We start from the raw sequence: 20,609 nt of genomic DNA, 5'->3' as shown, positions 1-20,609 counted from the left end.
GCCGGTGCCGAGATCGGCGTGGCGTCGACCAAGGCCTTCACCACCCAGCTGGCCGCACTGTTCCAGCTGACCGTGGTGCTGGGCAAGCTGCATGGACGTATCGACGCGGCGCAGGAAGCGGACTACCTGGAGCAGCTGCGCTTCCTGCCGGGCAGCGTGCAGCACGCGCTGAACATGGAGCCGCAGATCGCCGCCTGGGCCGAGCGTTTCGCGCGCAAGAGCAGCGCGCTGTTCCTCGGCCGTGGCCTGCATTACCCGATCGCGCTGGAAGGCGCGCTCAAGCTCAAGGAAATCTCCTACATCCATGCCGAGGCCTATCCGGCCGGCGAGCTGAAGCACGGCCCGCTGGCGCTGGTGGACGAGGACATGCCGGTGGTGGTGATCGCGCCCAACGACAGCCTGTTGGAGAAGGTGAAGTCGAACATGCAGGAAGTGCGCGCGCGCGGCGGCGAGCTGTTCGTGTTCGCCGACCAGGATAGCTACTTCATGGAGTCCGAGGGCGTTCATGTCATCCGCACGCCGAGGCACGTAGGCGCGCTGAGTGCAGTGGTGCACACCATCCCGGTGCAGCTGCTGGCTTACCACACCGCGCTGGCGCGAGGTACGGATGTCGACAAGCCGCGTAACCTCGCCAAGAGCGTCACAGTGGAATGAAAGATGGCCGGTTAAAGACCGGCCTTCTTCTCTTAGCTGCGCCCGTAGGTATCCTCGAACCGCACGATGTCATCCTCACCCAGGTAGCTGCCGGACTGCACTTCGATCAGTTCCAGCGGCAGCTTGCCCGGGTTGCGCAGGCGGTGGGTCACGCCCAGCGGAATGTAGGTGCTCTGGTTCTCGCTGAGCAGGATCACTTCATCGCCACGGGTCACCTCGGCGGTGCCGCTGACCACGATCCAGTGCTCGGCACGATGGTGGTGCATCTGCAGGCTCAGCGTGCCGCCCGGCTTGACCGTGATCCGCTTGACCTGGAAGCGCTCGCCGTTGTCGATCGAATCGTAGGCGCCCCACGGGCGATAGACCTTGCGATGCCAGGTGGCCTCGCTGCGGCCTTCGGCCTTGAGCTGAGCGACCACCGTCTTGACGTCCTGCATGCGGTCGGCCTTGCCGACCAGCACCGCGTCGTCGGTCTCGACGACAATCACGTCATCCAGGCCGACCAGTGCCACCAGGCGCTGTGCATAGGCATAGGTGTTGCGGCAGTCGATGGCGATCACATCGCCCTGGTGCGCATTGCCATCGCCGTCCTGCTGCGAGACATCGCGCAGCGCGGTCCACGAGCCGACATCGTTCCAGCCCGCATCCAGTGGAATCACCACGGCATCGGCGGTCTTCTCCATCACCGCATAGTCGATGGAATCGGACGGAACGGCGGTGAAGGCGTCCTTGTCCAGGCGGGTGAAGTCGGCATCGCGACGCGCCTGCTGCCAGGCCTGGCGGCTGCCGGCCAGCATGGCGGGCTGGAAGCGTTCCAGCTCCTGCAGGTAGCGCGAGGCCTTGAACAGGAACATGCCGCTGTTCCAGTAGTACTGGCCGCTGCTGACGTAGCCGGTGGCGGTGTCCAGGTCGGGCTTCTCGACGAAGCGCTCGACCGCGCGCAGGCCCTGGCCATCGGCGGCCTTGATGTAGCCGTAGCCGGTTTCCGGGCCGGTTGGCACGATGCCGAAGGTGACCAGCTTGCCGGCTTCGGCAGCGGCGGCGGCGGCCTGTACAGAGCTGCGGAACGCGGCCTCGTTGGTGATCACATGATCGGAAGGCAGCACCAGCAGCAGGGTGTCGGCGCCGTCGCGGGTGGCTTCCAGCGCGGCCACCGCGATCGCCGGGGCGGTGTTGCGACCGACCGGCTCAAGGATGATCGCGGCTGGCTCGGCGCCGACCTGCTGCAGCTGCTCGGCGGCGACGAAGCGGTGCTCTTCGTTGGCGATCACCAGCGGCCCACGCGAGGCAATCGGTGCGACGCGCTTCCAGGTGGCCTGCAGCATCGTCAGCTCGCCCGCCAAGGGCAGGAACTGCTTCGGATACGCCTCGCGCGAAAGCGGCCACAGGCGGGTACCGGATCCACCGGACAGGATGACGGGCTGGATGCTGCTCATGCGTTCCTCGGTTACTGCTGGATGAGGCGGGAAATGTCGTCGGTGCGCGCCTGCATCAGCGCGGCATCGCCCCGGGCTTCAACATTCAGGCGCAGCAGTGGCTCGGTGTTGGAGCTGCGCAGGTTGAAACGCCAGTCACCGAAGTCGGCGCTGATGCCGTCGGTGTGGTCCAGCACCGGCGACTGCGCGGCGAAGTGTTCCATCACGCGCGCGACAGCGACCTTGGCATCGGCAACCTTGAAGTTGATCTCGCCACTGCACGGGTAGGCGGCCATGCGGTCTTCGACCCAGTCGGCCAGCGAGCGGCCGCTCTCGGAGATCAGCTGCGCGATCAGCAGCCACGGGATCATGCCGGAGTCGGCATAGGCGAACTCGCGGAAATAGTGGTGGGCGCTCATCTCGCCACCGTACACGGCGTCTTCGGCGCGCATCTTTTCCTTGATGAAGGCGTGGCCGCTCTTGCACTGCACCGGCACACCGCCGGCCTGTTCGACCATATCCACGGTGTTCCAGACCAGGCGCGGGTCATGCACGACCTTGCCGCCGGGATTGCGTGCCAGGATCGCTTTGGCCAGCAGACCGACCAGGTAGTAGCCCTCGATGAAGCGGCCGGTGTGGTCGAAGAAGAAGCAGCGGTCGAAGTCACCGTCCCATGCAATGCCGAAATCGGCGCCGTGCTCGCGCACCGCGTCGGCGGTGGCGGCGCGGTTCTCCGGCAGCAGCGGGTTGGGAATGCCGTTGGGGAAGCTGCCGTCCGGCTCGTGGCAGATGCGGATGAACTCGAACGGCAGGTGCGGTGCCAACAGGTCGACGATGGCACCGGCGCCGCCGTTGCCGGCGTTCACCACCAGCTTCAGCGGCTTGAGCTTGCTGGCGTCGACGTAGCTCAGCAGGTGGTCGATGTAGGCGCTCTTGTCGTGGCGGGCGGTCTGCATTGCGCTCGGCGGCTGCGGCGCGCCGGTATCGGCGGCCACGGCGTCGGAAATCGCGAACAGGCCGGTATCCGAACTGATCGGGCGCGCGCTCTCCTTGACCAGCTTCATGCCGTTGTAGTCCATCGGGTTGTGGCTGGCGGTGACCATCACGCCGCCGGCCGCGCCCAGATGGTCGGTCTGGAAATAGACTTCTTCCGTGCCGCACAGGCCGATGTCGATCACCTCGCGCCCGGTGCCGCGCAGGCCCGCGGCCAATGCGTCCTGCAGCGCGGGGCTGGTCAGGCGCACGTCATGGCCCAGTACCACCGGGCCCGGTGCAAGCTGCGCCGCCAGCGCCACGCCGATGCGGCGCGCCAGGTCTTCGTTCAGTTCTTCCGGCACGCGGCCGCGGATGTCATAGGCCTTGAAGGCGGGCAGGGGCATCGATCGGATCCTTGGGGAGCTGAGCCCAAGATTGTAGTCCCAGTCCTGTATGGGAATCGTTTCCATGCCGCAACGCCACGTGACCGGTCGGTGCGCTGGCCTAGAATGGGCGGATTACATCAACGAGGTGAGGGCGTAGATGAGCAACCCGGCAACGACCGGCGGAAAGCGCGGCAAGCGCTTCGCCAGTGCGGCGGAGGCCCTGCGGGGGGTGGTCGCCGATGGCCAGACCCTGGCCGTGGGCGGCTTTGGCCTGTGTGGCATTCCCGAGGCGCTGATCGCTGCACTGCGCGACAGTGGCGCCAAGGGCTTGACCGTGATCTCCAACAACGCCGGCGTCGATGGTTTCGGCCTGGGCCAGCTGCTGGAAACGCGGCAGATCAAGAAGATGATTTCGTCCTACGTGGGCGAGAACAAGGAATTCGAACGGCAGTTCCTGGCCGGCGAACTGGAACTGGAGTTCAACCCGCAGGGCACCCTGGCCGAGCGCCTGCGTGCCGGTGGCGCGGGTATTCCGGCGTTCTTCACTGCCACCGGCTATGGCACGGTGGTGGCCGAGGCCAAGGAAACCCGCGAGTTCGACGGCAAGCACTACGTGATGGAAACCGCACTGCGCGCCGACGTGGCGCTGGTCAAGGCCTGGAAGGCCGACGAGGCCGGCAACCTGGTGTTCCGCAAGACCGCACGCAACTTCAACCCGGCCTGCGCGATGGCCGGCAAGGTCTGCATCGTGGAAGTGGAAGAAGTGGTGCCGGTCGGCGCCATCGACCCGGACCAGGTGCACCTGCCGGGCATCTACGTGCACCGCATCGTGCACAACGCGCATCCTGAGAAGCGAATCGAACAGCGCACCATCCGCGCGGAGGGCAACTGACATGGCGTGGACCCGTGACGAGATGGCGGCACGCGCCGCCCAGGAGCTGACCGATGGCGCCTACGTGAACCTGGGCATCGGCCTGCCGACGCTGGTGGCCAACCACATTCCCGAAGGGGTGGATGTGTGGCTGCAGTCGGAGAACGGCCTGCTCGGTATCGGCCCGTTCCCGACCGACGCCGAAGTGGACGCCGACCTGATCAACGCCGGCAAGCAGACCGTCACCGCACGTGCCGGCGCCAGCTACTTCGGCAGCCACGACAGCTTCGCGATGATCCGTGGTGGCCACGTCAACCTGGCCATCCTCGGTGCCATGCAGGTGACCGACAAGGGCGACCTGGCCAACTGGATGGTGCCCGGCAAGATGGTCAAGGGCATGGGCGGCGCGATGGACCTGGTGGCTGGCGTGCAGCGCGTGGTGGTGCTGATGGAGCACACCGCCAAGAACGGCGAGCACAAGATCCTGCCCGAATGCACGCTGCCGCTGACCGGCGTTGGCGTGGTCGACCGCATCATCACCGACCTCGCTGTGTTCGACGTCACCGATGCCGGTCTGCAGCTGGTGGAGGCTGCGCCGGGTGTCAGCGATGAAGAGCTGAAGGAAAAGACCGGCGTCGCGTTCGCTCGCGATTGAGGAGATCGCCCAGCACGGATTGTCAGGCGCGCAGGAGTTCCTCGAGACTCCTGCGCGCGGCATCGCTGGAAAAGTGGTCACGAATGTTGTGGTAGCCCTGTTCCGAGATGCGCGACCACAGCACTTCATCCGAGTACAGGCGCAGGACTGCAGCGCTGAATTCTTCAGCGTCGGCTGCAATCAGGGCATTCCTGCCATCTACGAGGAACATCCCCTCGGCAGCGATCGGTGTGGCTACAACGGGGATGCCGTAGCTCATTGCTTCGTTGACTTTGCCTTTGACTCCCGCCCCAGACAACAGCGGAGCCAGGGCGACCCTGCATCCGGCAAGAAACGGCTGGAGTGATGCCACATGCCCATGAACAACCACGCCTTCGCGAGCGTACCGTGCAGCAACAGCTTCGGGGATCTCGCCAATCAGGTGCAGGACGATCTCCGGTCGTTGCGCCCTGATCCGTGGATGAATCTCGTTGACCAGCCATTCCAGGGCTTCCTGGTTCGGGTGGTGCGAGTAGCCTCCAACGAAGTACACCCCTGCGGTTTCCTGGAAGCAGCGTGTTTCACCGTGAACATCGTGGATGTTGGACAGGAGCCGGATATCGCTGCCGGGTAGTTCGGCCTGCAACAGTTCCAGCTCCGCCTGGCTCACCACCAGCGTTGCATCGCTAGCCTTAATCAGGGCGATTTCACTCTGCCGTGTCCTGACCGCCTGGCGTTGCAGCTTCGCGTCCTGCCGCAGCTGGGCGGCGCGCTGCTCGCGGACATGATGCAGGTCGACAGTATCAAAGATGACTTTTCCAACGCCGTGGTCACGGATCAGCGCGATGTGCGCTGTCGCGACATGGTGTCGGCTGAGCAGGGCAGCACGAACCTGATGGCTGTGGACATTCAGCCATTGATCGAGTCTGGGACGACCGGGAACGCCAATCAGCTCTACGCCGATGGCATCCAGGAAGCTTTTGTTGCTGGCGCTGATAACCCCGTTGTCTGGCATGAAGACCGGCCGGAATCCCAGCTCGCTTATGGATTGCAGGATCCTGCCCATTCTTACCGAGCCGGAATCGCGGGTTGGATCCGGGGCATTGGCGTCCAGTACAAGCACGTACCCGGGCTGGGAAGATAGCGCGGCATCGCTGCTTTCATCGGGAGTGCCAAGGTGATCGGTTGGCGTCCCAAGTGCTTCTGCAGTTACTTGCCGGCGCAAGGCGATCTTGATCTTGCACAGGGTGCCGACCAGGCCAACATCCTGCAGATTCCGGATCACCAGAGCCAGCCGCCGCGATGCCTGGTGCGACCGCCATTTGAGGCTGTACCAGGAGTGCTTCAACGTCATGATCATCGGGGGGTACGTTGCGGTACGGGCGTCCATCATAGTCGCTGGCCGCGAGGGCGGCGTGCTAGCGTGTGACCATGCTGTTCCCCCACGACCTGCCCGATGCCGATGTCCTGCACCTGCCGGGCTGGCTGGCTGCGTCCGACGCCGACCAGCTGCTGTCCTCGCTGCAGGCCGAGGTGCCCTGGGAAACCCATCGCATCCGCATGTTCGGCAACTGGGTGGACTCGCCGCGGCTGAGCTGCTGGATCGGTGACCCGCAGGCGCGCTACCGCTACTCCGGTGCCGAGTTTGTGCCACACCCATGGCCGCCCGTGTTGCAGGCCGTGCGCGGGCGCCTGGAAGCGGAAGGCCGCGGCCGCTTCAACAGCGTGCTGCTGAACCGCTATCGCAGCGGCGGTGACTACATGGGCTGGCACAGCGATGACGAGCCGGAGCTGGGGCCGGCCCCGGTGATTGCTTCGCTGAGCCTGGGCGCTGCGCGCCGATTCCTGCTGCGACGCCGCGACGAACCGGCGCGCAAGGCCGAATTCGTGCTGGGCCATGGCGACCTGCTGCTGATGGCCGGGCAAACCCAGCGCTTCTACCAGCACGCGCTGCCGAAGATGGCGCGGGTGCAGGGCGAACGAATCAACCTGACCTTCCGCTGGATCACGCCAAGGTGAGGGTTGCTGCCGGGCACGGCCCGGCGAATGCGGCGATCAGCGTGCAACGGTCGGTTGATCGGCCTGCCCGCTCACCAGCGTCCAGCCCACCACGTCCTGCGCCAGCTGCTGCAGGCCGCGCTCGAACGCGGCGGCCACGGCTGGTACGTCGGTGCTGCCCACCGGCTGCGTTTGGCGGAAGGTGCGGTCGGCCACCACGCGCTGGTCGGCGACGTGGATCAGCTTGGCGTTGACTTCGATCACCACGGTTGGCGTAGCCTGGCCCTGGTAATCCGATTCAAATCGGCGCACGTCGGTGGACAGCTTGTAGTCGGCACGGATGCCGGCGGCCACGCGGGCCACGCCACGGATGCGGCCGGAATCCTCGAACCCGCGCAGCAGGGTGTCTTCGATCATGTCGGTGGCCGGCTGCGCCCAGCTGGCACCCTTGTAGATCTCCATCTGCGACGGTGTTGGGCGCACATTGATGCGCGGGCTGTCGACCATGCGCGCGGCGCTGGGCTTGGCCAGCACCAGCTGCCAGCTGGCCTGCGGCCACGCCGGGTCGGCCTTCACCTGCACGGCGGGCGAGTACAGCGTCACCGCGGTCTTCTCGCTGCTGCCAAGAATGGAACAGCCGCCCAGCAGGGAAACCATCGAAATGGCCAGCAGCAGGCGCGGAAGGGTGGTCGGGCTCATTTGGGTTCGAACTCCTTCGGTGCGTCGCGGCCCAGCAGGTAGCGCGCGGGATTGTTCTCGAGACGGTCGCTGACCCGGCGCAGGTCGCGGATCAGGCCGCGCAGTTCGGTCAGCGTCGGGCCCAGCTGGCCAAGGCCATCATTGGCGAAGCTGTTGATCGCGGCGCGGTTCTCGCCGAGGATCGAATCGGCGTTGCCAGCGGCCGAGTCGAGCTTGGCCAGGGTAGCGTCGAGCTTGTCGATGATGCCCGGCAGCTGCTGCACCAGGTTCTTGTCCAGGCGCTCGATGGTGCCGTTGGTGGTCTTCAGCGTGGTGTCCAGGCTGCGGGCGGCATCGCGCGCGCTGAGCAGCAGTGCCTGGGTGCCCTGGTCACGGTCGGCCAGGCCGCCGCTGATCGTCTCCAGATTGGCCAGCGTGGCGTTGATCGAGGCCACGTTGCGGTCGCTGAGGATCTGGTCCATGCGCTCGACGATGCGGTTGGCGACGTCGGTGATGTTCTGCAGCGCGGAAGGGGTGGTCGGGATGATCGGTGCCGGGTCCTTGTTGACCGTGGTCAGCGCCGGTGACTGCGGCGTGCCGCCACTGAGCTGGATGATCGACGGGCCGGTCAGGCTGGTGATCGCCAGCTTGGCGCGGGTATCGGTCTTGACGGGTGTCGTCGAGTTCAGGCGGATGCGCGCGACCACCTGGCGCGGGTCGTCCGGCACCAGGTTCAGTTCGGTGATCGAGCCCACCGCGATGCCGTTGTACTGCACCGGGCTGCCCACCGACAGCCCGGTCACCGCCTCGCGGAAGACCACGCGGTATTCCTGCCAGGTGCGGTCGGAGGAGTATTTGGCCGCCCACAGGCCGAAGGCCAGCAGGGCCAGGCCGGTGATCAGGGTGAACGCGCCGATCAGCACGTAGTTGGCTTTGGTTTCCATGGCTCAGGCACTCTCAATCTGTTCGCCACGCGCGGCGCGCGCGCGGGGTCCGTGGAAGTATTCCTGGATCCACGGATGATCCAGTTTCTCGATGTCCGGCAGCGGCGCGTTGGCCACCACCTTGCGGTCGGCCAGCACGGCGACGCGGTCGCAGATGGCGTACAGCGTGTCCAGGTCGTGGGTGATCAGGAACACGGTCAGCCCCAGCGCTTCCTGCAGGGTCTTGATCAGGCGGTCGAATGCCGCCGCGCCGATCGGGTCGAGGCCGGCGGTGGGTTCGTCCAGGAACAGCAGCGGCGGATCCAGCGCCAGCGCCCGGGCCAGGCCGGCGCGCTTGCGCATGCCGCCGGACAGCTGCGAGGGCAGCTTGTTGATCGCGTCGGCGGGCAGGCCGGCCAGTTTCACTTTCAGCAGCGCCAGTTCGTAGTGCCAGCGTTCGGGCAGTTCGCGATGGTGTTCCTTCAGTGGCACCTGCACGTTCTCGCCCACGGTCAGCGAGGAGAACAGGGCGCCGTCCTGGAACAGCACGCCGGTGTTGCGCTCGATGTGCAGGCGGCTCTCGGCATCGTCGGCACGCGCATCGCGGCCCAGCACTTCGATCCGGCCCTCGTCGGGCGTGCGCAGGCCAAGGATCGAGCGCATCAGCACCGACTTGCCAGTACCGGAGCCGCCGACCACGCCCAGGATCTCGCCGCGGCGCACGTCCAGGTCCAGGTCTTCGTGCACGGTCTGGCTGCCGAAGCGGTTGACCAGGCCACGCACGCGGATGGCCAGTTCGTGGCCGTCGCCATCGTGCATGTCGAGGGTTTCGGGGAGGGCGGATGTGCTCATGTCACCAGTCCATGTGCATGAACCACAACGCCGCGAAGGCGTCGATGATGATCACCAGTGAGATCGTCTGCACCACGCTCGAGGTGGTGCGCTCGCCGACCGACTGCGCGGTGCCCTCGACCTTCAGTCCTTCCAGGCAGCCGATCAGGCCGATCACCAGCGCGAACACCGGCGCCTTCGACAGGCCGACCAGCATGTGCCGTACTTCCATCGTCTCGTGCATGCGCGCGATGTACATCTTTGGCGGGATGTCGAGGTCGAACGCGCCCACGGTGATGCCGCCGGCCAGGCCGGCGACCATCGCGATGAAGGTCAACAGGGGCAGGGTGACCAGCAATGCCAGCAACCGTGGCAACACCAGCAGGTCGACCGGGTCCAGGCCCAGCGTGCGCATCGCATCGATTTCCTCGCGTGCCTTCATCGCACCGATCTGCGCGGTGAATGCACTGGCGGTGCGGCCAGCCAGCACGATGGCGGTCAGTAGCACGGCAAACTCGCGCAGGAAGGCGATGTTGACCAGCTCGACCACGTAGATCTCGGCGCCGAAGTCACGCAGGATGGTCGAGCCGAGGAAGGCGATCACCGCACCGACCAGGTAGGACAGCAGCGCCACCAGCGGTACCGCGTCCAGCCCCACCTGCTCCATCTGGTGCACGGTGGCGGTCAGCCGGAAGCGGCGGGGTTCCTTGACCAGCCGGGCCGCCTTGACCAGGTTCTCGCCGAGGAAACTGCACAGCGCCTTGATGTTGTGGCCGGTGGTGTGGACGCTGACGCCCAGCCGTTCCAGCGCGGCCAGCACGCCGAAATCGCGCTTGGGCTTGGGCCGGTCGTCGGCCACTTCCTCGATGGTGCACACCAGCGCCTGGTGGTCCGGGCGGAACTGCAGTGCGTCTTCGTGCAGATCGGCACGATGTGCTACGCGCAGGACCTGCAGCACGCCAGCCGAATCCAGCTGTTCGATGCCGGTGGCATCGATGCCGGTTAGCGTATCGGGAACGCCGTGCAGGACCTCGGCCGCGGCCAGCGCGGTCTTCAAGGTCCAGGTGCCGGACAGGCGGATCAGGCCCGGGTCGTGGGCATCCTGTTCGAGCTGGGGGGCGTGGTTCGGGGTCACTTGGGCCATTCGGGTCGCAGCATAACCGTTCTGTATCGGGCTTCGCGTCGAACTCGGATGAATTTCTCCGGTGGGCCCAGCGTAGGTAATACTACGGCGCATGTCCGCAGACGCTCACACGATCCCCACGCCCCAGGCTACCTACGCACAGCGCGTGGCCTTTGTTTCCGAGATCGCCGGACGCCTGCACAGCTATGGCACCACGGCCCAGCGCCTGGAAGCGGCGGTGGTGGCACTGGCCCGCCAGCTCGATCTGGATTGTGAACCGTGGTCGAATCCCACCGGTATCATCCTCAGCTTCAGCGATCCGGCGCAGGCGATCGGCTCCAGTGACATCACCCGCGTGATCCGCCTGGCGCCCGGTGAGAACGACCTGCACAAGCTCAGCGTCGCCGACCATATCGCTGAGGAAGTGTCCAACGGGCGGATGAGCATCGCCCAGGGCCATACCGCGCTGCGCCAGCTGGACAAGGATCCGGGCCGGCGCGGCAAGCTGCGCACCATTCTGTCGTTCAGCCTCGGCGCGGCCGGCGTGGCGGGTATGTGGAAGCTGCCGTGGCTGGACATTGCCACGGCCGGTGTCATCGGCCTGATGATCGGCCTGCTCGGCATGGTCACCGACCGCCGCCCGGCCACCCGCGAAGCCGCCGAGGCACTGGCCGCGCTGCTGGCCGGCCTGGTCGCCACGCTGGTCGCATCCTTCATCGGTGCGCTCAACCTCAACACGGTGATCATCGCCTCGCTGGTGGTGCTGCTGCCCGGCATGTCGCTGACCAATGCGGTCAACGAGCTGGCCAGCCAGCACTGGGTGTCGGGGACCGCGCGCTTTGCCGGCGCGCTGACCACCATCATGAAGCTCAGCGTCGGTGCGATGATCGCGGTGACCCTGGCCGACGTGCTCGGGCTGGACCCGGTGGTCCGCGCCACGCGGCCGCAGGGGCCATGGGTGGAGTGGGGCTCGCTGCTGACCGCAGCCTTCGCCTTCGCGATGCTGTTCAAGGCCAACCGCCGCGATTACCCGTGGGTGATCGCCGCCTCGGTGGCCGGTTATGCGATCTCCAAGTTCGGTGGGCACGCCTGGGGCGCGCCGGCCGGCATTTTCCTGTCGGCGATGCTGCTGACTGCCGGTGGCAATCTGTTCGGCCGCCTGGTCGGGCGCCCGGGCGCGATCATCCGCCTGCCGGGCATCATCATGATGGTGCCCGGCAGCACCAGCCTGCGCGGCGTGCTGACCCTGGTCCAGCAGCAGGACGTGGGGGCCGGCCAGAGCGTGTTCCTCACCGTGCTCAACGTGGTGATGGCGCTGGTGGCCGGCCTGCTCTTCGGCAACCTGCTGATGCCCGCTCGCAAGACCCTGTAATCGCCCTCTGGGCTGCTTCCTGTGGGTGTGGACCGTTGGTCCACACATCTTTCCGGGACATGAAAAAAACGCCGGCGTTCGCCGGCGTTCTTCAGTGCATCCCGATCCGGCCTCAGGCCTTCTTGATCAGGAAATCTTCCGGCTTCTTGTTGCCCTTGGCGGTCAGCTCGGCCATCCAGCGCGGCTGCTTGCCGCGGCCGGTCCAGGTTTCCTTGGGGTTGGCCGGGTTGCGGTACTTCGGGGCCACCTTGCCCAGCTTGCGGCCGGCGGTCTTCGACGGGGCCTTGGCAACCTTGGCGACCTTGCGCGCGCGCGGGGCCGGGGCGTCGCCGAACAGTTCCTCGATGGTGTAACCCTCGGTCTTGGCCAGCTTGGTCAGCTGGGCGCGAACCTTGGTGATCGGCCGGCGCTTGGCGACGATGGTCTGCTGCTTCTTCGCGGTGCGGATCAGGGCGCCCAGTTCGCGCGCCGACAGGCCGGTCAGGTCAATGCTCATTTACGGTTACTCCGGAAACTAATAAGTGGACGGGACGAGCCAGTCCATGGCGTCGGCGGACAGAATAGAGATGAATTAATCCAAGCACAAATGCAGGAAGGACATGCCGTGGCGGCATGCCGACGCTGTTGCGGTGATTTTGACCGGATTATGTCCGCTGCAATATTGGCCCGCGCTGGTGCAGGCAAAAAAAAGACCGGGGCAGGCCCCGGTCTTTTCATGTCAGCCCTGCAGTCGCTGCAGCAGGGTCGCCTTGTCCAGGCTCTCCGCGTCGCTGGCGCGGCGCGAGCGGTACTCGTAGGTACCGCCGGCCAGGCCGCGTTCGCTGACCACCACGCGGTGCGGAATCCCGATCAGTTCCATGTCGGCGAACATCGCACCCGGGCGCAGGCCGCGGTCGTCGAGTGCAGCATCCAGGCCTGCGTCGCGCAGCTCCTGCAGCAGGGTGGCAGCGGCGTCGGCCACGGCCGCATCGCCCTTCGGGTTGATCACGCATACCACCACCTGCCACGGTGCCATCGCATCCGGCCAGATGATGCCGGCATCGTCATGGTTCTGTTCGATCGCGGCAGCCACCACGCGCGAGATACCGATGCCGTAGCAGCCCATCGCCATCACCGCCGCCTTGCCGTTTTCATCCAGCACGGTGGCATCCAGCGCTTCGGCGTACTTGCGGCCGAGCTGGAACACGTGGCCGACTTCGATGCCACGGGCGATCTTCAGTTCACCGCCGTCCACGGCACGGTCGCCGGCACGCACGTTGCGGATATCGGCCACTTCCGGTTCCGGCAGGTCGCGGCCCCAGTTGACGCCGGCCAGGTGGAAACCGGCCTCGTTGGCACCAACGACGAAGTCCGCCATCGCCGCCACTTCGCGATCAGCCACCACGCGGATGGCCTTGGCCGGGGCGACCGGGCCGAGGAAGCCCGGCACGCTGCCCAGGTACTCGGCGATTTCTGATTCGCTGGCGAAGCGCTGCTCGTCCAGGCCGGCAACCTTGGCCAGCTTGATCTCGTTGACCTCGTGGTCGCCACGCACCAGCACCAGTACAAACCGCTGCGCCTCGCCTTCGCCGGCGATCAGCGCCACCGACTTGACGGTGCGCTGCAGGTCGATGCCGAGCAGTGCCGCGACGTCCTCGCAGGTCTTCTGGGTGGGAGTTTCCACCTTGCGCATCGTTTCGGTGGCGGCCGCACGCGGCGCCGGATCGGCGGCAATGGCTGCTTCCATGTTGGCCGCGTAATCCGAGCCGGTGGAGAACACCAGGGCGTCCTCACCGGAATCGGCGATCACGTGGAACTCCTGCGACGCATCGCCGCCGATCGCACCGGAGTCCGCCTGCACCATGCGGAAATCCAGGCCGAGGCGGGTGAAGATGCGGCTGTAGGCCGACTTCATGTTCTCGTACTCGCGCACCAGGCACTCATCGTGCAGGTGGAACGAATAGGCGTCCTTCATCAGGAATTCGCGCGAACGCATCACGCCGAAGCGCGGGCGGATCTCGTCGCGGAACTTGGTCTGCACCTGGTAGAAATTCACCGGCAGCTGCTTGTAGCTGGACAGCTCGCTGCGCGCGAAGTCGCAGGCCGCTTCTTCGGCGGTCGGGCTGTAGCAGAACACCTGGTCCTTGCGATCCTTGATCTTCAGCAGCTGCGGGCCGAACTTCTGCCAGCGGCCGGTCTGCTCCCACAGTTCCTTTGGCTGGATGGTCGGGATCTGGAATTCCACGGCACCGGCCCGGTCCATTTCCTCGCGCACGATGCGCTCGACCTTGCGCAGCACGCGCAGGCCCAGCGGCGACCAGGTGTACAGGCCCGATGCCAGCTTGCGGATCATGCCCGCGCGCAGCATCAGCCGGTGGCTGGTGAGCTCGGCGTCGCTGGGGGTTTCCTTGGTGGTGTGCAGGTGGAACTGGGAGAGGCGCATCGTCGGCTTCGGATAACGGCAGAGACCTCTATTCTGCCAGCCCGGCCGGGGGGAGGGGTATCGGCAGGGCTGCGCCCTGCACCCGCCTGAAGCAACGTCAACAGCAACAGCGGGCTTCCTGTGGGATGGCGGGGTGGGTCCGGTGGCCCCGCAAACCCACAGTGCCCTGCCATCCCCCAGGAAGCCGCTCTGGCATTTGACGTTGCCCTTGCTGTTGCCTCTGCGGGTGCAGGGCTGCAAGCCCTGCCGATACCCTCACTGTGCTGGGCAGTAGGCCTTGATGGCGGCTTCGGCCAATCCCCTCTGCGCGGTGTGCTGCTCCGGGGTCAACGGAGTATCGGGCTTGCCATCGCCATCGGTGTCCTGCATCACCTGGCCACCACCATCCAGCAGGGCCAGGTTGGCCCGGGCCGTGCTGCACTGCTCGGGGACCGGCGCGGCCGGGGCCTCGGTGCTGGTCGTGGCCTGCGGGGTGCGGGCCTGTTCGCGGGTCTCGAACTTCTTGCCCGCCGGTGGGGTCTCCGAGTACTGGGTTACGCCATTGGCGTCCTTCCATTTGTAGACGGGGCCGGCCACGGCGTTGGCACTGGCCAACAGCAGCAGGCATCCAAGGCAGGACAGGGCACGCATGGCAAACTCCACGGAATGGGCGCAGAACGCCGATTGCAGCATTGGCGCCGACCGCTGGCAAGTCGATTAAACTGGATTCCATGGACCCGATCACACCGCCGCCGCGCTCGCGCACGATTTACCTGCTGCCTAACCTGTTCACCACCGCCGGCCTGTTCGCCGGTTTCTACGCGATCATCGCCGCGGCCAACGGGGATTTCGTCAATGCCAGCATCGCCGTGTTCGTGGCGGCGGTGATGGATGGCCTGGACGGGCGCGTGGCGCGCCTGACCGGCACCAGCAGTGAATTCGGCGTGCAGTACGACTCGCTGGCCGACCTGGTCAGCTTCGGCATGGCCCCGGCGCTGGTGATGTACCACTGGTCGCTGTCTTGGCTGAAGTTCGACGATCCGCTGCTCGGCCGCGTCGGCTGGGCCGTGGCCTTCCTGTATGCGGCCTGCGCGGCATTGCGCCTGGCCCGCTTCAATACCCAGGTGGCGGTGGTCGACAAGCGCTGGTTCGTCGGCCTGGCCAGCCCGGCTGCAGCGGGCCTGATGATGTCCTTCGTCTGGGCGTTCGCCGATGGCAACCTGGGCTGGGACGGCAACCAGCTGCGCTACGTGGCGCTGGCGGTGACGATCATCGCTGCACTGCTGATGGTCAGCCGCATCCGCTTCTGGAGCTTCAAGGGCGGCGGTGCCAAGGGTACCCGTTCGGACCGCGTGCCGTTCCTGGTGCTGGCCCTGGTGCCGGTGGCCATCGCCATTGCGGTCATCGACCTGCCGCGCGTGCTGTTCGCGGTCGGCATCCTGTACGCCTTGTCCGGCCCGGTGATGTGGGCCGTGCAGCGCCTGCGCAAGAAGCCCGAGGCCGCGTGAGCCAGGACCTGCCCGTGCTGTGGTCACCGGCCCAGCAGGCCTGGCTGCAGGCCATGGGTTACACCGTCTATCACGACGGCCAGCTGGCCACCGAGCTGGATGCCGCGCTGCAGCTGAGCGTGGCCGAAGCCGAGGCCAGCGTCGCCGCGCCGGAACCGGTGCGGGCCCCCGTGCCATCGCGCGAACCGCATGCCGGGCCGGCGCCCGCAGCCCGGCAGGAACGCCCGGCACCGCCGGGCCGCGAAACGCCGGTCAGCGCCCCGGATACCGTGCCGGCGTCTCAGCGCCCGATGCCCAGCGGCAACGCACGCCAGCCGGTGGTCCGCCTGCCGGATCGCCTGCAGATCGCGTTGCTGCGTGCGTCCGGCTGCAACCCGAACGACCCGGCGACGCAGCGGCTGATGGAAAGCTGGCCGCTGGACCAGCTGCGCCGCGACCCAGCCGCCAAGCGTGCGTTGTGGCCGCAGTTGCGTGCCCTGCGCAAGCGGGGCACGCCATGAGCGCGGTGACCCGGCCCGGCCCGGTCAGCCTGCGCGCGCTGCGCGAGAGCGACCTCAACGCCGTGATGGCGATCGAGCTGCGGGGCTACCCTTTTCCCTGGACCCGCGGCATCTTCATCGACTGCCTGCGCGCCGGCTATCCCGGCCTGGCGATGGAGCGCGATGGCCTGCTGATCGGCTATGGCGTGCTCAGCATCGCCGCCGATGAAGCGCACGTGCTGAACATCTGCATCGATCCGCTGGCGCAGTCGCGCGGGCTGGGGCGCCAGCTGCTGCGCGCGCTGGTGCAGCTGGCCGCCGACCGCGGCGCACAGCGCGTGTTCCTGGAAGTGCGTCCGTCCAACACGCCGGCGCTGGCGCTGTACCACAGCGAAGGCTTCAACGAGATCGGCCGCCGCCCGCGCTACTACCCGGCTGCACAGGGCCGCGAGGATGCGGTGGTGATGGCGATCGAACTGGTCGACGGCGACCTGCAGGCAATGCCGCCGCTGTAACGGGGAATGGTTGCCGGCCAGCGGCCGGCGCGCCCGATGCGCCGCTCACGCCAGCCGCAACGCCAGCACACCGCCGACGATGAGCGCCGCTGCCAGCCAGCGCGCACGCGGTATGCGTTCGCGCAGCAGGAACACCGAAATCAGCAGCGCGAACAGGATCGAGGATTCGCGCAGCGCCGAGACCATCGCCACCGGCGCCTGGGTCATCGCCCACAGGGCCATCCCGTAAGAGGCCGTGGTGCCGACGCCACCGGCCAGGCCCAGCGGCCAATGCTGCCGCGCATAGTCCAGCACCACGCCGCCGCGGGTGTACAACGCCCACAGCGGCAGCGGAATGCCCGACAGCAGGAACAACCACAGCGTGTAGCTGAGCGCGCTGCCTGACTGCCGCGCGCCTTGCGCATCGACCAGGGTGTAGGTGGCGATCATTGCCGCGGTCAGCAGCGGCAGGCGCAGCTGGCCGCCACGCGCCCCCAGTGCCATGCACAGGATGCCGGTGCTTACCAGCACCACGCCCAGCCACGCTGCGGCGGGCAAGGCCTCACCGAGCAGGGTGCCCGCCAGTGCGACCAGGATCGGCGCGCTGCCACGCATCAGCGGATAGGCCAGGCTCATGTCGACCTGCTGGTAACAGCGTGCGACCAGCCCGTAATACGTCACCTGCAGCAGTACCGACGCGCCGAGCCACGGCCAGCTCCGTGCGGCCGGCAAGGGCAGGAAGCCCAGGGCGGCGGCCGACAACAGCGCGGCACTGCCGGTGACCAGCACCGTGCCAAGGAACTTGTCCGGTCCACGTTTGACGATCGCATTCCAGCTGGCATGCAGCGCGGCTGCGGCGAGAACCAGCAGGAAGATGGAAAGCGGCATCCGGTGATGATGCCATGCCGGGGAAATGGAAACGCCGGGCATTGCCCGGCGTTTCCGATGCCGCTTCGGTGGGTGCCAACCTTTCCCGCCGTGGTAGGTGCCAACCTTGGTTGGCACGCACCAGAGCGCGGCGCTTACAGCTTGGCGCGCTGCTCGCGCAGGCCGGCCAGCTGGGTGTTCCAGTCGACCAGGCGCACGCGCTCCTGCTCGACCACCGCCGGTGGCACCTTGTCGGTGAACCTGGCCAGCTTGGTCTCGCTCTTTTCCTTTTCGGCTTCGACGCGCGCGATTTCCTTGTCCAGGCGCACACGCTCGGCATCGAGATCAACCAGGCCTTCCAGTGGCACCAGCAGCTTCAGTTCACCCACGATCGCGGCGGCGGCCGGCGGTGCGCTTTCGCCCTCGGCCAGCCACTGGATGCTGTCCAGCTTGAGCAGGAACGACAGCGAGGCGCTGAAACGTTCGATGCGCACGCGATCCTGCTCCAGCCCGGCCTGCAGGCGCAGCGGCACCTGCCTGGACGGGGCGACGTTCAGTTCGCTGCGCACGCGACGCACTGCACTGATCACCGCCTTCAGCCATTCCACGTCGGCCTCGGCCTGGGCGAAATCGCCTTCGAATTCGGTGGCGGTCGGGTACGGGCGCAGCGACAGCGTGGTTTCGGCCAGGCCCAGGCGCGGCGCCAGCTGCTGCCACAGCTGTTCGGTGATGAACGGGGTGAGCGGGTGCAGCAGGCGCAGCAGCGCTTCCAGCACGTACAGCAGGGTGTGGCGGGTGCTTTCGGCGTCGGCGGCGTCGGCACCGTTCAGTGCCGGCTTGCTCAGTTCCAGGAACCAGTCGCAGAACGCGTTCCAGGCGAACTCGTACAGGCACTGTGCCAGCAGGTCGAAGCGGTAGGCGGCGAAATGGCCCTGTGCCTCGGCGGTGGTGGCGGCCAGGCGCGAGAGGATCCAGCGTTCGGCATCGGTGCGCGGGGTTGGCACGCCGGTGAATGCAGCACCCTCGGTGTTCATCAGGGCGAAGCGGCTGGCGTTCCACAGCTTGTTGCAGAAGTTCTTGTAACCCTCGGCGCGGTTCATGTCGAACTTGATGTCGCGGCCGTGGGTGGCCAGCGCGGCGATGGTGAAACGCAGCGCGTCGGCACCGTGGGCAGCAATGCCGTCCGGGAATTCCTTGCGGGTGGCCTTCTCGATCTTCTCCACCATCTTCGGCTGCATCAGGCCGCCGGTGCGCTTGGCGACCAGGTCGTCGATGGTGATGCCGTCGATGATGTCCAGCGGGTCGAGCACGTTGCCCTTGCTCTTGGACATCTTCTGGCCCTGGCCGTCGCGGATCAGGCCGGTGAAGTAGACGTCCTTGAACGGGATCTTCCCGACCAGGTTGTCGGTGGCCATGATCATGCGCGCCACCCAGAAGAAGATGATGTCGAAGCCGGTGATCAGCACCGACGACGGCAGGTAACGGTCGAAGCCGCGCTCGGCCATGGCCTGCTCGTTCGGCCAGCCCAGGGTGGAGAACGGCCACAGCTGCGAGGAGAACCAGGTCTCCAGCACGTCGCTTTCCTGGTTCAGCACCACGTCGCTGCCCAGGTTGTTCTTGGCCCGCACTTCCTCCTCGCTGCGACCGACGTAGCAGCTGCCGGTGGCGGCGTCGAACCACGCCGGAATGCGGTGGCCCCACCACAGCTGGCGGCTGATGCACCAGTCCTGGATGTTGTTCATCCAGTGGCGGTAGGTATTGATCCAGTTCGGCGGCACGAAGGAAATGCTTCCGTCCTCCACCAGTTCCAGGCCGCGCTTGGCCAGGTCGTCCATTTTCACGAACCACTGGTCGGTCAGGTACGGCTCGATCACCTGGCCGGTCCGGTCGCCGCGCGGCACCTGCAGCTTGTGCGCCTTGGTCTCGACCAGGATGCCGAGGTCTTCCAGCTCGGCCAGCACGGCCTTGCGCGCGGCATAGCGGTCCAGGCCCTGGAAGCGTTCCGGTGCGTTTTCATTCAGCGCCGCCACCGGGGTGAACAGGTTGATCATCGGCAGGCTGTGGCGCACGCCGACTTCATAGTCGTTGAAATCGTGCGCCGGAGTGACCTTGACCACGCCGGTGCCGAACGCGCGGTCCACGTAGTCATCGGCGATCACCGGCACGCGGCGGCCGGTCAGCGGCAGCACCACGCTCTTTCCGATCAGGTGCGCGTAGCGCGCGTCTTCCGGGTGCACCATCACTGCGGTATCGCCCAGCAGGGTTTCCGGGCGGGTGGTGGCGACGACCAGGTAGTCGCGGGTTTCGCGCAGGGTTTCCACGCCGTCGGCATCGCGCTCGACGTGCTCGTAGCTCAGGCCCTCATCCAGCGTGTAGGCGATCGACCACAGGAAGCCGTCTTCCTCGGCGCTCTCCACTTCCAGGTCCGAGATCGCGGTCTTCAGCACCGGATCCCAGTTGACCAGGCGCTGGCCGCGGTAGATCAGGCCCTGCTCGTACCAGCGCACGAAGGCTTCGTTGACCGCCGCCGACGGCTGCGGGTCCATGGTGAAGGTGCTGCGCGACCAGTCGGCGGAGGTGCCGAGGCGGCGCATCTGGCGTTCGATGGTGTCACCGGACTGCTGCTTCCACTCCCAGACCTTGCCGATGAAGCCTTCGCGGCCCAGCGAATCGCGGGTCTCGCCCTTGCCCTCCAGCGCCAGGTTGCGGCTGACCACCATTTCGGTGGCGATGCCGGCGTGGTCGGTACCGACCTGCCACAGCGTGTCGTAGCCGCGCATGCGGTGGTAGCGCACCAGTGCGTCCATCAGGGTCTGCTGGAACGCATGGCCCATGTGCAGGGTGCCGGTCACGTTCGGCGGCGGCAGCAGGATGGTGTACGGCTCGCCCGTGCCGGACGGCTTGAAGTGGCCGGCCTTCTCCCAGGCCTCGTAGAGGTCGGTCTCGAAGGACTTCGGGTCGTAGCTGGAGGCGAGTTGGGTCATGCGGGGGAACCGGTAA

General features: G+C 66.7%; 20 protein-coding genes. 8 read left to right on the top strand and 12 right to left on the bottom strand.

What is annotated here, in order from left to right; all coding sequences use genetic code 11:
* On the top strand, nucleotides 1-654 hold a 654-nt coding region (locus V3B30_RS19765; RefSeq protein WP_329809768.1), incomplete at its 5' end, for an SIS domain-containing protein.
* A 32-nt stretch (nucleotides 655-686) separates the two neighbouring features.
* Here V3B30_RS19765 and V3B30_RS19760 read toward each other — a convergent pair.
* A complete protein-coding gene (locus tag V3B30_RS19760; protein WP_262083065.1) occupies nucleotides 687-2,090 on the bottom strand; it encodes a mannose-1-phosphate guanylyltransferase/mannose-6-phosphate isomerase in 1,404 nt (467 codons plus the stop codon).
* Between the two features lie 11 nt (nucleotides 2,091-2,101).
* Complete coding sequence (locus V3B30_RS19755; RefSeq protein WP_262083066.1) at nucleotides 2,102-3,448, bottom strand: phosphomannomutase; 1,347 nt, start codon at nucleotides 3,446-3,448, stop codon at nucleotides 2,102-2,104.
* A gap of 139 nt (nucleotides 3,449-3,587) precedes the next feature.
* Here V3B30_RS19755 and V3B30_RS19750 point away from each other — a divergent pair, with 139 nt between their 5' ends.
* The gene (locus V3B30_RS19750) at nucleotides 3,588-4,322 is read left to right on the top strand and encodes a CoA transferase subunit A (protein ID WP_262083067.1); all 735 of its coding nucleotides are present in this window, start codon (nucleotides 3,588-3,590) and stop codon (nucleotides 4,320-4,322) included.
* Nucleotide 4,323: 1 nt separating this feature from the next.
* Entirely contained in the window at nucleotides 4,324-4,956 is a 633-nt protein-coding gene (locus tag V3B30_RS19745) for a CoA transferase subunit B (protein WP_262083068.1), read from the top strand.
* A gap of 22 nt (nucleotides 4,957-4,978) precedes the next feature.
* On the opposite strand, the gene V3B30_RS19740 is transcribed toward V3B30_RS19745, so the two are convergent.
* Nucleotides 4,979-6,295, bottom strand: a complete 1,317-nt coding sequence (locus tag V3B30_RS19740) for a glycosyltransferase family 4 protein (RefSeq protein ID WP_262083069.1) — start codon at nucleotides 6,293-6,295, stop codon at nucleotides 4,979-4,981.
* Nucleotides 6,296-6,366: 71 nt separating this feature from the next.
* Here V3B30_RS19740 and V3B30_RS19735 point away from each other — a divergent pair, with 71 nt between their 5' ends.
* Nucleotides 6,367-6,954, top strand: a complete 588-nt coding sequence (locus V3B30_RS19735; RefSeq protein WP_262083070.1) for an alpha-ketoglutarate-dependent dioxygenase AlkB — start codon at nucleotides 6,367-6,369, stop codon at nucleotides 6,952-6,954.
* A gap of 36 nt (nucleotides 6,955-6,990) precedes the next feature.
* On the opposite strand, the gene V3B30_RS19730 is transcribed toward V3B30_RS19735, so the two are convergent.
* Genes V3B30_RS19730 through V3B30_RS19715 form a run of 4 tightly spaced genes read right to left on the bottom strand, consistent with a single transcriptional unit; the run spans nucleotide 6,991 to nucleotide 10,509 of the window.
* A complete protein-coding gene (locus V3B30_RS19730; RefSeq protein ID WP_262083071.1) occupies nucleotides 6,991-7,632 on the bottom strand; it encodes an ABC-type transport auxiliary lipoprotein family protein in 642 nt (213 codons plus the stop codon).
* A complete protein-coding gene (locus tag V3B30_RS19725) occupies nucleotides 7,629-8,555 on the bottom strand; it encodes an MlaD family protein (RefSeq protein WP_057496696.1) in 927 nt (308 codons plus the stop codon). The genes V3B30_RS19730 and V3B30_RS19725 overlap by 4 nt, the downstream gene beginning before the upstream one ends.
* A 3-nt stretch (nucleotides 8,556-8,558) precedes the next feature.
* Nucleotides 8,559-9,386: an ABC transporter ATP-binding protein gene (locus V3B30_RS19720; RefSeq protein ID WP_100471220.1), complete on the bottom strand. Its 828-nt coding sequence runs from the start codon at nucleotides 9,384-9,386 to the stop codon at nucleotides 8,559-8,561.
* Between the two features lies 1 nt (nucleotide 9,387).
* Nucleotides 9,388-10,509 carry an ABC transporter permease gene (locus V3B30_RS19715; protein ID WP_100471221.1) on the bottom strand — a complete coding sequence of 374 codons (1,122 nt, stop codon included), beginning with the start codon at nucleotides 10,507-10,509 and terminating at the stop codon, nucleotides 9,388-9,390.
* Nucleotides 10,510-10,600: 91 nt separating this feature from the next.
* Here V3B30_RS19715 and V3B30_RS19710 point away from each other — a divergent pair, with 91 nt between their 5' ends.
* Nucleotides 10,601-11,860 (top strand): threonine/serine exporter family protein, encoded by a 1,260-nt coding sequence (locus V3B30_RS19710; RefSeq protein WP_100471222.1) that lies wholly within the window; start codon nucleotides 10,601-10,603, stop codon nucleotides 11,858-11,860.
* A 112-nt stretch (nucleotides 11,861-11,972) separates the two neighbouring features.
* On the opposite strand, the gene V3B30_RS19705 is transcribed toward V3B30_RS19710, so the two are convergent.
* The 3 genes from V3B30_RS19705 to V3B30_RS19695 form a co-directional block, all read right to left on the bottom strand.
* Nucleotides 11,973-12,356: an H-NS histone family protein gene (locus V3B30_RS19705; RefSeq protein ID WP_005415203.1), complete on the bottom strand. Its 384-nt coding sequence runs from the start codon at nucleotides 12,354-12,356 to the stop codon at nucleotides 11,973-11,975.
* Nucleotides 12,357-12,578: 222 nt separating this feature from the next.
* Entirely contained in the window at nucleotides 12,579-14,282 is a 1,704-nt protein-coding gene (locus V3B30_RS19700) for a proline--tRNA ligase (RefSeq protein WP_262083072.1), read from the bottom strand.
* A gap of 255 nt (nucleotides 14,283-14,537) precedes the next feature.
* The gene (locus V3B30_RS19695) at nucleotides 14,538-14,912 is read right to left on the bottom strand and encodes a DUF4124 domain-containing protein (protein WP_262083073.1); all 375 of its coding nucleotides are present in this window, start codon (nucleotides 14,910-14,912) and stop codon (nucleotides 14,538-14,540) included.
* Between the two features lie 80 nt (nucleotides 14,913-14,992).
* Between V3B30_RS19695 and pssA the strand changes: the two genes are divergently transcribed.
* The 3 genes from pssA to rimI are packed head-to-tail and all read left to right on the top strand — an operon-like array spanning nucleotide 14,993 to nucleotide 16,763.
* Nucleotides 14,993-15,769 carry a CDP-diacylglycerol--serine O-phosphatidyltransferase gene (pssA, locus tag V3B30_RS19690; RefSeq protein ID WP_019660986.1) on the top strand — a complete coding sequence of 259 codons (777 nt, stop codon included), beginning with the start codon at nucleotides 14,993-14,995 and terminating at the stop codon, nucleotides 15,767-15,769.
* On the top strand, nucleotides 15,766-16,269 hold the full coding sequence (locus V3B30_RS19685) for a hypothetical protein (RefSeq protein ID WP_262083074.1): 504 nt from the start codon (nucleotides 15,766-15,768) through the stop codon (nucleotides 16,267-16,269). Before pssA ends, V3B30_RS19685 begins: the two co-directional genes overlap by 4 nt.
* Complete coding sequence (rimI, locus tag V3B30_RS19680) at nucleotides 16,266-16,763, top strand: ribosomal protein S18-alanine N-acetyltransferase (protein WP_100471225.1); 498 nt, start codon at nucleotides 16,266-16,268, stop codon at nucleotides 16,761-16,763. Before V3B30_RS19685 ends, rimI begins: the two co-directional genes overlap by 4 nt.
* Before the next feature lie 45 nt (nucleotides 16,764-16,808).
* Here rimI and V3B30_RS19675 read toward each other — a convergent pair whose 3' ends face one another.
* Together V3B30_RS19675 and V3B30_RS19670 are read right to left on the bottom strand one after the other, a co-directional pair.
* On the bottom strand, nucleotides 16,809-17,630 hold the full coding sequence (locus V3B30_RS19675; RefSeq protein WP_100471226.1) for an EamA family transporter: 822 nt from the start codon (nucleotides 17,628-17,630) through the stop codon (nucleotides 16,809-16,811).
* Between the two features lie 134 nt (nucleotides 17,631-17,764).
* Nucleotides 17,765-20,593, bottom strand: a complete 2,829-nt coding sequence (locus V3B30_RS19670) for a valine--tRNA ligase (protein WP_262083075.1) — start codon at nucleotides 20,591-20,593, stop codon at nucleotides 17,765-17,767.
* Between the last annotated feature and the right edge of the window lie 16 nt (nucleotides 20,594-20,609).

The sequence above is a fragment of the Stenotrophomonas sp. SMYL41 genome, assembly GCF_036319965.1.
GTDB lineage: Bacteria > Pseudomonadota > Gammaproteobacteria > Xanthomonadales > Xanthomonadaceae > Stenotrophomonas > Stenotrophomonas maltophilia_R.
Note: the sequence above shows the minus strand (reverse complement) of the source record. Positions and strands in the feature narration are given on the sequence as shown.

Coding starts and splice junctions, on each gene's coding strand:
- V3B30_RS19705 (WP_005415203.1), bottom strand. CDS start 12,356: ATGAGCATTGACCTGACCGGCCTGTCGGCGCGCGAACTGGGCGCCCTG.
- V3B30_RS19750 (WP_262083067.1), top strand. CDS start 3,588: ATGAGCAACCCGGCAACGACCGGCGGAAAGCGCGGCAAGCGCTTCGCC.
- V3B30_RS19710 (WP_100471222.1), top strand. CDS start 10,601: ATGTCCGCAGACGCTCACACGATCCCCACGCCCCAGGCTACCTACGCA.
- V3B30_RS19735 (WP_262083070.1), top strand. CDS start 6,367: ATGCTGTTCCCCCACGACCTGCCCGATGCCGATGTCCTGCACCTGCCG.
- V3B30_RS19730 (WP_262083071.1), bottom strand. CDS start 7,632: ATGAGCCCGACCACCCTTCCGCGCCTGCTGCTGGCCATTTCGATGGTT.
- V3B30_RS19745 (WP_262083068.1), top strand. CDS start 4,324: ATGGCGTGGACCCGTGACGAGATGGCGGCACGCGCCGCCCAGGAGCTG.
- V3B30_RS19700 (WP_262083072.1), bottom strand. CDS start 14,282: ATGCGCCTCTCCCAGTTCCACCTGCACACCACCAAGGAAACCCCCAGC.
- V3B30_RS19695 (WP_262083073.1), bottom strand. CDS start 14,912: ATGCGTGCCCTGTCCTGCCTTGGATGCCTGCTGCTGTTGGCCAGTGCC.
- pssA (WP_019660986.1), top strand. CDS start 14,993: ATGGACCCGATCACACCGCCGCCGCGCTCGCGCACGATTTACCTGCTG.
- V3B30_RS19715 (WP_100471221.1), bottom strand. CDS start 10,509: ATGGCCCAAGTGACCCCGAACCACGCCCCCCAGCTCGAACAGGATGCC.
- V3B30_RS19670 (WP_262083075.1), bottom strand. CDS start 20,593: ATGACCCAACTCGCCTCCAGCTACGACCCGAAGTCCTTCGAGACCGAC.
- rimI (WP_100471225.1), top strand. CDS start 16,266: ATGAGCGCGGTGACCCGGCCCGGCCCGGTCAGCCTGCGCGCGCTGCGC.
- V3B30_RS19675 (WP_100471226.1), bottom strand. CDS start 17,630: ATGCCGCTTTCCATCTTCCTGCTGGTTCTCGCCGCAGCCGCGCTGCAT.
- V3B30_RS19725 (WP_057496696.1), bottom strand. CDS start 8,555: ATGGAAACCAAAGCCAACTACGTGCTGATCGGCGCGTTCACCCTGATC.
- V3B30_RS19720 (WP_100471220.1), bottom strand. CDS start 9,386: ATGAGCACATCCGCCCTCCCCGAAACCCTCGACATGCACGATGGCGAC.
- V3B30_RS19740 (WP_262083069.1), bottom strand. CDS start 6,295: ATGATCATGACGTTGAAGCACTCCTGGTACAGCCTCAAATGGCGGTCG.
- V3B30_RS19760 (WP_262083065.1), bottom strand. CDS start 2,090: ATGAGCAGCATCCAGCCCGTCATCCTGTCCGGTGGATCCGGTACCCGC.
- V3B30_RS19755 (WP_262083066.1), bottom strand. CDS start 3,448: ATGCCCCTGCCCGCCTTCAAGGCCTATGACATCCGCGGCCGCGTGCCG.